Source organism: Romboutsia sp. (genome assembly GCF_035470145.1).
In the GTDB taxonomy this organism is placed as follows: domain Bacteria; phylum Bacillota; class Clostridia; order Peptostreptococcales; family Peptostreptococcaceae; genus Romboutsia_D.
Map to the genome: position 1 here is coordinate 1 of NZ_DATIRC010000055.1, position 7740 is coordinate 7740.

7 protein-coding genes and 2 pseudogenes are annotated in these 7740 nt (G+C 26.8%); 7 read left to right on the plus strand and 2 right to left on the minus strand.

Going from position 1 to position 7740, the window contains the following annotated elements:
* From abc-f to VLM92_RS17305, 3 genes and pseudogenes are all read left to right on the plus strand, one after another.
* The coding region (gene abc-f, locus VLM92_RS01910) for a ribosomal protection-like ABC-F family protein (RefSeq protein WP_325274664.1) at nt 1-1795 on the plus strand (1795 nt) is incomplete at its 5' end.
* Between the two features lie 176 nt (nt 1796-1971).
* Nucleotides 1972-2484 carry a DNA topology modulation protein gene (locus tag VLM92_RS01915; protein ID WP_325274665.1) on the plus strand — a complete coding sequence of 171 codons (513 nt, stop codon included), beginning with the start codon at nt 1972-1974 and terminating at the stop codon, nt 2482-2484.
* Between the two features lie 59 nt (nt 2485-2543).
* Nucleotides 2544-2681 (plus strand): annotated as a pseudogene (locus tag VLM92_RS17305) (methionine aminopeptidase); the annotation flags it as partial.
* A 186-nt stretch (nt 2682-2867) separates the two neighbouring features.
* Here VLM92_RS17305 and ablA read toward each other — a convergent pair.
* Together ablA and ablB are read right to left on the minus strand one after the other, a co-directional pair.
* The gene (ablA, locus tag VLM92_RS01925; RefSeq protein WP_325274666.1) at nt 2868-4136 is read right to left on the minus strand and encodes a lysine 2,3-aminomutase; all 1269 of its coding nucleotides are present in this window, start codon (nt 4134-4136) and stop codon (nt 2868-2870) included.
* 32 nt (nt 4137-4168) lie between these two features.
* Nucleotides 4169-5035, minus strand: coding sequence for a putative beta-lysine N-acetyltransferase (gene ablB / locus VLM92_RS01930; RefSeq protein WP_325274667.1), 867 nt, complete (start codon nt 5033-5035; stop codon nt 4169-4171).
* 414 nt (nt 5036-5449) lie between these two features.
* Here ablB and VLM92_RS01935 point away from each other — a divergent pair, with 414 nt between their 5' ends.
* From VLM92_RS01935 to VLM92_RS01950, 4 genes and pseudogenes are all read left to right on the plus strand, one after another.
* Nucleotides 5450-5644 carry a helix-turn-helix transcriptional regulator gene (locus tag VLM92_RS01935; RefSeq protein WP_325274668.1) on the plus strand — a complete coding sequence of 65 codons (195 nt, stop codon included), beginning with the start codon at nt 5450-5452 and terminating at the stop codon, nt 5642-5644.
* 42 nt (nt 5645-5686) lie between these two features.
* Nucleotides 5687-6025, plus strand: a complete 339-nt coding sequence (locus VLM92_RS01940) for a hypothetical protein (protein WP_325274669.1) — start codon at nt 5687-5689, stop codon at nt 6023-6025.
* An 80-nt stretch (nt 6026-6105) separates the two neighbouring features.
* Nucleotides 6106-6630, plus strand: a complete 525-nt coding sequence (locus VLM92_RS01945) for a DUF2815 family protein (protein WP_325274670.1) — start codon at nt 6106-6108, stop codon at nt 6628-6630.
* Nucleotides 6627-7740 (plus strand): annotated as a pseudogene (locus VLM92_RS01950) (hypothetical protein); the annotation flags it as partial. The gene VLM92_RS01945 and the pseudogene VLM92_RS01950, both read left to right, overlap by 4 nt.

Sequence of the window (7740 nt, forward strand, 5' to 3'; positions counted from 1 at the left end):
AAGTAAAGAAAGAGTAGCGATAATAGGAAGAAATGGATGTGGAAAGAGCAGTATATTCAAGATAATAGTTAATAAAGAAAATAAGGATAGGGGAGATATACTAATAAGAAAAGGTTCAAAGATAGGTTACCTAGAACAAATACCAGAATTTGAAAATTATAAAGTAAGGCAAATATTAAATCTAGGATTTCCACATTTAATAGATATAGAAGAGAAGTTAAGGCAATTGGAATCAAAGATGCAAAGTATGGATCATGATATAAATAATATACTTGAAAAATACAGCAATCTGCAACTAAAGTATGAAAACTTAGGTGGTTATGAAAAAGAAACAACTATATCAAAGGTGTGTACAGGATTAAATATGAGTGAGGCTTTTTTAGAATCAGAGTTTGAAACTTTAAGTGGTGGAGAAAAGACTAGAGTTATGCTTGGAAAAATTTTAGTAGAAAAGCCAGATATACTTTTACTAGATGAACCAACAAACCACCTTGATATGAAATCTGTAGAGTGGCTTGAAAATTATTTAAATGATTATTGTGGAAGTGTAATTATAATTTCTCATGATAGATATTTTTTAGATAGAGTTGTGACTAAAGTTGTTGAGATAGAAAATCTAGCATCAAAAGTCTATATAGGAAATTATTCAAGTTATGTAGTGCAAAAAGAAGAGGCTTTAATATTAGAACAACATCATTATAAAGAACAACAAAAGAAAATAAGCTCTATGGAAGAATCAATAAAAAGACTAAAGGTATTTTCACGTAATGGAGACAATGAAAAGTTCGTAAAAAGAGCACAAAGCATGCAAAAGAGATTAGATAAGATGGAAAAGTTAGAAAATCCAAATATGAAAAAAGACAATATGAAAATAAATATAACAAATAATACAAAACAATCACAAGATGTAATATCAATAAAAGATGGTAAGAAGTCCTTTAAAGATAAGTTATTATTTAAAAATGTAGATATTTTAATAAGAAAGGGTGAAAATGTAGCATTAATAGGTGAAAATGGATGTGGAAAATCAACACTTATAAAGATAATTTTACAAAGTGAAAAATTAGATAGCGGAAGTTTACAAGTTGCAAATAGCTCTAAAATAGGATATCTTCCACAAAATATAGAATTTGAAGATGAAGAAAAAAGTATATTAGATTGGTTTAGAGAAGATATAAATATATTAGAAGGAAAGGCAAGAGAGTACTTAGCCAAGTATATGTTTTATAAAGAGGATGTATTTAAAAAGGTTAAATCTCTTTCGGGCGGAGAAAAGTCAAGACTTAAGCTTAGTAAGATACTTTATTTTGATATAAACCTATTGATACTTGATGAGCCAACAAATCATTTAGATATTGAAAGTATAAATAACTTAGAGAAGGTATTAAAAGACTTTAAAGGAAGCATATTTTTCGTATCTCATGATAGATATTTTATAAATCAAGTAAGTCATAGGGTGTTATTTATAGAAAATAATTTAATTTCTAATTGTAATGGAAATTATGATTATTACAAAGAAAAAAGAGAAGCGTTGAACTTAAAAACTAAAATGGATGAAGAGAAGCAAAGTAATAAAAAAACAAACAAAAATATAGTAAAAGTAGAATCTAAAATTAAATATAATAAAACTAAAATAGAAAAAGAAATAGAAGAATTAGAAATAAAAATACAAGAGCTAGATACGAAAATTGAAAATATAAGTTCAGATTATGAAAAATTACAAAGTCTATATGAAGAGAGAAATAAACTTGAAAAAAATTTAAATGATTTATTAAATGAGTGGATAGAAATATAAAATAAACTTATACAATAGGATTACTATAGATAATAAGTAGACTACCCTAAGTAAGTTATGCTTTTTCTAATGTAGAGTATTTAATTTACTTTCATTATCTTACTAGATACAATTTAACTAGAGTTTTGTATAATGGTACTTGAAAATATAATATATTAATATTGAGAGGTGTTATAATGAAAATTGCAATACTTGGTTATAGCGGAAGTGGAAAATCAACACTTGCTAGACATCTTGCAGGCTATTATAAGATACCAGTTTTATTTCTTGATACAGTAAATTTTTTGCCTAATTGGGTTGAGCGTGATAGGGATGAAGGTCGTTTAATAGTGTGGAATTTTATACAAAATGACTCTTGGGTAATTGATGGTAATTATGAGAAATTTTTTCAAATAGAACGATTAGAACAAGCTGATAAAATAATTTTTATGAATTTTCCTCGTAGAGCTTGTATCTATAGAGCTTTCAAGCGATATTTTAAGTACAAAAATACAACTCGTGAAGATATGGCTAAGGGATGTATTGAGAAAATGGACTTAGAATTTATCTGGTGGATTCTTCATGAAGGGCGTACTAAAAAAAGGCGCAATCATTATAAACAAATAGAAAGAGACTTTAAAGACAAAATAGTAATTTTAAAAAATCCAAAAGAGGTTGATTTATATTTACAAAAAATAGTCAATCCATAAAACACTTATAAATAAGTATAATTTTATTAAATTAGAAACCAAGGTATCAATAAGATTAAATAAATCAAGGAATTTGTGAACTTTATATAGATGCAGAAAATGAATGGACTTCATACACAGATGACGGGCTATTATCAGCTCAATGGGAGCATATGGTTTTAGTAACTGAAGATGGTGTTGAAATTTTAGCAAAATAGTTTAATAAATTCTATTGATGCTTTTATGTACAAAACAAAAGTGTCATAACTTAACAGGGGTAGCATCCGGAAAATGCGGATTTCGTACGTTAAGCGCATTTTCCGGACGTTACCTCTAAATGAAGTTCTATTGACTGTTTTTTGCTTAATCTCAGGTGTTGCACTTAATATGATAATTTATCATATTTAAAACTGATTTAGAACTGACTTTTTTACTCTTGTTTTTCTTTCTAAATCTTTTGGTTCTAATGTTATTTTCTGATTATTAAGTAATCCTGAAATACCCAAAAGCATTTCTTCTTTTTTACCTTTACATATTTCACAGCTACACTTAGGATTATAATGATTTGGTTCTTTATAAGTTGTAATTACTCCTTCAAAATTTCTTAGTATAACTTTATTATGACTTTGAGAAATTACATAGTTTGGCATTACAGGAATCTTTCCTCCACCTCCCGGAGCGTCTACTACAAATGTAGGAACACAAAATCCAGATGTATGCCCTCTTAAGCCTTCTATTATTTCAATTCCTTTAGACACAGTTGTTCTGAAATGTTCAAGTCCTATAGAAAGATCACACTGATAAATATAATAAGGTCTAACCCTTATACTTACTAATTCATTTACTAAATTCTTCATCACATGAATACAATCATTTACTCCTCTTAAAAGTACTGATTGATTTCCAATAGCAACACCTGAATTTGCAAGCATTTCACATGCTTTTTTTGATTCTTTTGTAATCTCATTAGGATGATTGAAATGAGTATTTAACCAAATAGGATGGTATTTTTTAAGCATATTTGTAAGATCTGTAGTTATCCTTTGAGGCATAACTACAGGTACTCTACTTCCTATTCTTATAATTTGAACATGAGGTATTTCTCTTAATCTTTTAATTATATACTCTAATTTTTCATCAGATAACAATAGTGGATCTCCTCCTGATAAAAGCACATCTCTAATTTGTGGAGTATTTTTAATATAATTTATTGCATTATCTATTTGCTTCATAGGAAGAGACGAATCCTTTTGTCCTGCAAATCTTCTTCTAGTACAGTGTCTACAATACATTGAACATTGATCTGTAACTAATAAAAGTGCTCTATCTGGATATCTATGAGTAAGTCCTGGAACAGGTGAATCTTCATCTTCATGGAGTGGATCTAAAAGATCTGATTTAGACTTTTGTAATTCTAAAGAAGTAGGAATTGCTTGCTTTCTTATTGGATTATTTTTGTCATTTGGATTAATTAGTGATAAATAATAAGGAGTTATGGCCATCCTTAAAGTTTCTAGACATTGCCTAGCTCCCTTTTCCTCCTCTAATGTTAATGGAATATATTTCTTTAATTCATCTACACTTTCAATTCTATTTTTAACTTGCCATTGCCAGTCATTCCATTCTTCATCTGTAACATTTTTAAATAATTCTAATCTTTTGTTTATATTCATATTATTCCCCCTAAAAATAAGTTAATAAAAAATTATATTACAAATTCCATATCTTTTCCTTCTTCGTTAAGAGATTTATACCAAACATTCATTGTTTCTAAATCTCCTGATATATTAGTATTTTTTGTTAATGTACCTGTGTAAATATATCCTAATTTTGAAAATGTAATATTCATTGAATAAGAAATAGAACGGGCTATTGTATAAGCTGTTTTTATACCATTTCTTCTCATACACTGCTCCATTTTATTTAAAAGAAATAAAGCAAATTTATTACCTCTATATTCTGGTAAAGTTGCAAAATCTGTCATTTCTACATTTGAATTTTTTAAATCTATTTCACAAGATGCTAAGGCAATAATATTACTTTTATGCCATATCCCAAAATATTCAACATTTTCATTCATAGTTTCTTTAATGTAGTTTGGATCTTTAATTGGAAATGGATAAGTTTCAAAAACTTTATCATATAATCTAGCCATGTCAGCTGCATCTTCTAATCTAGCTTTTCTATAATTAAATTCTTTATTTAAACTAGAAATTTTTTCACAACTATCTTTTTGTATTGCTGTTTTTAACACTTTATTAATTTTTTCTTTATTTTTCTTTGCTTCTCTATCTTTACAAAAATACTTTGCCATAAAAAATGCATCTTCTTTTCCTTTATAAAATTTAGGAATATGTGCCTCTACTATATAGTTATTGTTTAAAAAAAGATTTTTTGCGTAAGAAGGTACTTTAGCGAAGATTTTAGTATAAAAAAGTTTTTTTGACATCTCATCTAATTTAGAAATAACATTTGGTAAATCACTTTTATGCAGTTTCATTAAATAAATACGATCATTTTCTTTTCCATGTTGAATAATAGATTTTCCTATTTTAAAAATTTTATCACCCACTACTACCACCTCATTTTATTTTTATATTAACCAACAACTTAACGGTATCATATAAGTTGTTGGTTTGTCAAATATGGTTTATATCCCATATTAAGGAAAAGTTGGGAGAAATAATTGAAAGAAAAATGAAATAATGAAATAATGAAATAGGAGCTTTAAAGCTCCTATTTTAAAATTATCACGAACGAATGTTTCGATAAAATAATGATTAAAATTAAATATAAATTCAAATAATAATTGATTTTAAAGCGTTGAATATAATTATTATATTATTTATCATAAAATAAAAAATAAAACGCACATATGTTTTGTATAAAAACATTGACTTATAGAACTGTAAATAATATCATTATGTTAAAGATGATTTTCATAAAAACTTAAAATAATTTTAAAATACACAATAAGGGGAAAAAAATGCGAGTAAAATTAAAAAACCTAAGAAGAGAAAAGCAGCTAACACAAGAAGAAATAGCAAAACAAATAGGTATAACAAGAGCCTATTACACAAACCTTGAACAAGGAAGGGGAAATCCATCACTAAAACTAGCTAGTAGGATAAAAGAAATACTAAGCTACGAAAAAGACGACATATTCCTTGAAGAAATATAAAAGTAAATAAAAAGGGGTAAAAATTTATAAGGGGGGAGCAATATGGAGATAAAAATAGATATAAACTTAAATCTACAAAATGCAAATCAAATAATAGAAAAGCTATCATACATAATAAATAAAACTAACAAACCACAAAACATAAAATCACAAGATCATATACAAATAGATAGTACAAATAAAGAAATATCTACAAAAGCAAATGAAAACAAAGTAACAATAGATGAAATAAGAGAAAAAATATCAGAACTATCTCAAATAGGGAAAATAGAAAAAGCAAAAGAAATATTATCAAAATACAATTCAACAAAAGTATCACAAATAAATGCCAAAGACTACGAAAACATAAATAATGAACTAAACTACGAATTAAGTAGCTAATATATAAAAACTAACTTGTATCTATATTTATAGTAAGTATAGATACAAGTATAAAATTAATATTAAACAAGGGGGATAAAATGAAAGTTATAACAGGGAAAATAAGAATGAACTATACAAATTTATTCACACCAAAAAAGCTAGAAGAAAGTGATGAACTAAGATACTCACTATCTATACTAATACCAAAAAATGATATAGAAAGTATAGAAAAAATAAATGAAGCAATATTTAATGCAAAACAAAAAGGATTGACTATATGGCAAGAAGTAGCAGACGAAATAAAAACACCACTAAGAGATGGAGACTTAGAAAAAGGTGATAACGAAGTCTACAAAAACCACTACTTCTTAAATGCAACTAGCAAATACAAACCAGGAATAGTTGATAAATCATTAAATGAAATAAAAAACCAATCAGAAATTTATGCAGGATGTTATGGAAGAGTTAGTATAAACTTTTACCCATTTTATAAAAATGGTATATGTGGAATCGGGTGCGGTATAAACAATGTACAAAAAATATGTGACGGAGAGTTGATAATAACAAACTCAAGACCAGAAGATGACTTTAGTATAATTGAAGATGAGGACATATTATCATGATAATGAGCATTGATATAGAAACCAAAAGTAGTGTAGACCTTACTAAATGTGGGGTCTATACCTATAGTGAGGATAAAGACTTTCAAATATTACTTCTTGCTTATGCCTTTGATGATGAAGAAGTAAGTGTAATTGACTTATCGAATGGTCAACAATTGCCCAGTAGGATTAAGCAAGCTTTATTAAACCCCAAAATAACAAAATACGCTTTTAACGCAAACTTTGAAAGAGTATGCCTTAGCAAATATCTAAATACAAACTTAGATATAAAAAGCTTTAAATGTACTCAAGCCATGGCACTAAGACTAGGACTATCACACAGCTTACAAAGTGTATGTGAAATACTAAATTTAGATACCCAAAAAGATAAAGAAGGAAAAGCTTTAATAAAATACTTTAACACCCATAACCATAGTGATGACATTATAAAATGGGAAAAGTTTAAAAATTACTGTAAAACGGATTGTATAGTAGAAAGAAACATAAGAAAAAAACTACAAAGATATAAAACCACAGATTTTGAAGAAAAAGTTTACATACTAGATCAAAAGATTAATGATAAAGGAGTAAAAATAGATACAAAATTAATAGATAATGCAATAAATTTAAATATATATAATGAAAAAATTCTAAAAGAAAAACTAAAAAACTTAACTCAAATAGATAACATAAAAAGCCCCACACAAGTTAAAAAATATCTAAAAGAAAAACACAACATAGAAATGAATAGCTTATCTAAAGAAAACGTAGAAAAACTTATAAAATCTACAAATAACAAAGACCTAAAAGAAATACTACTCTTAAGACAATCTTTAAACAAAACTTCCATAAAAAAATATGAAGCCATGAAAAGAACATCAACTAAGCACAACAGTATAAAAGGACTGTTTCAATATTATGGAGCTAATAAAACTGGAAGGTGGTCAGGTAGACTTGTTCAAGTTCAAAATCTACCACAAACAAATTTGAAAAATATAGACTTAATAAGAAATATATTAAAAGAAAATGATGTAAAAGATAGCTTTGAGCTATTAGAAATACTATATGATAACACCCAAAATGTACTATCAAACCTTATAAGAACAGCATTTATACCAACACATAATAAAA

Bases quoted from the DNA above. Each gene is read 5' to 3' on its own strand.
- VLM92_RS01915 (WP_325274665.1), top strand. From the start codon at position 1,972: ATGAAAATTGCAATACTTGGTTATAGCGGAAGTGGAAAATCAACACTT.
- ablA (WP_325274666.1), bottom strand. From the start codon at position 4,136: ATGAATATAAACAAAAGATTAGAATTATTTAAAAATGTTACAGATGAA.
- VLM92_RS01935 (WP_325274668.1), top strand. From the start codon at position 5,450: ATGCGAGTAAAATTAAAAAACCTAAGAAGAGAAAAGCAGCTAACACAA.
- VLM92_RS01940 (WP_325274669.1), top strand. From the start codon at position 5,687: ATGGAGATAAAAATAGATATAAACTTAAATCTACAAAATGCAAATCAA.
- VLM92_RS01945 (WP_325274670.1), top strand. From the start codon at position 6,106: ATGAAAGTTATAACAGGGAAAATAAGAATGAACTATACAAATTTATTC.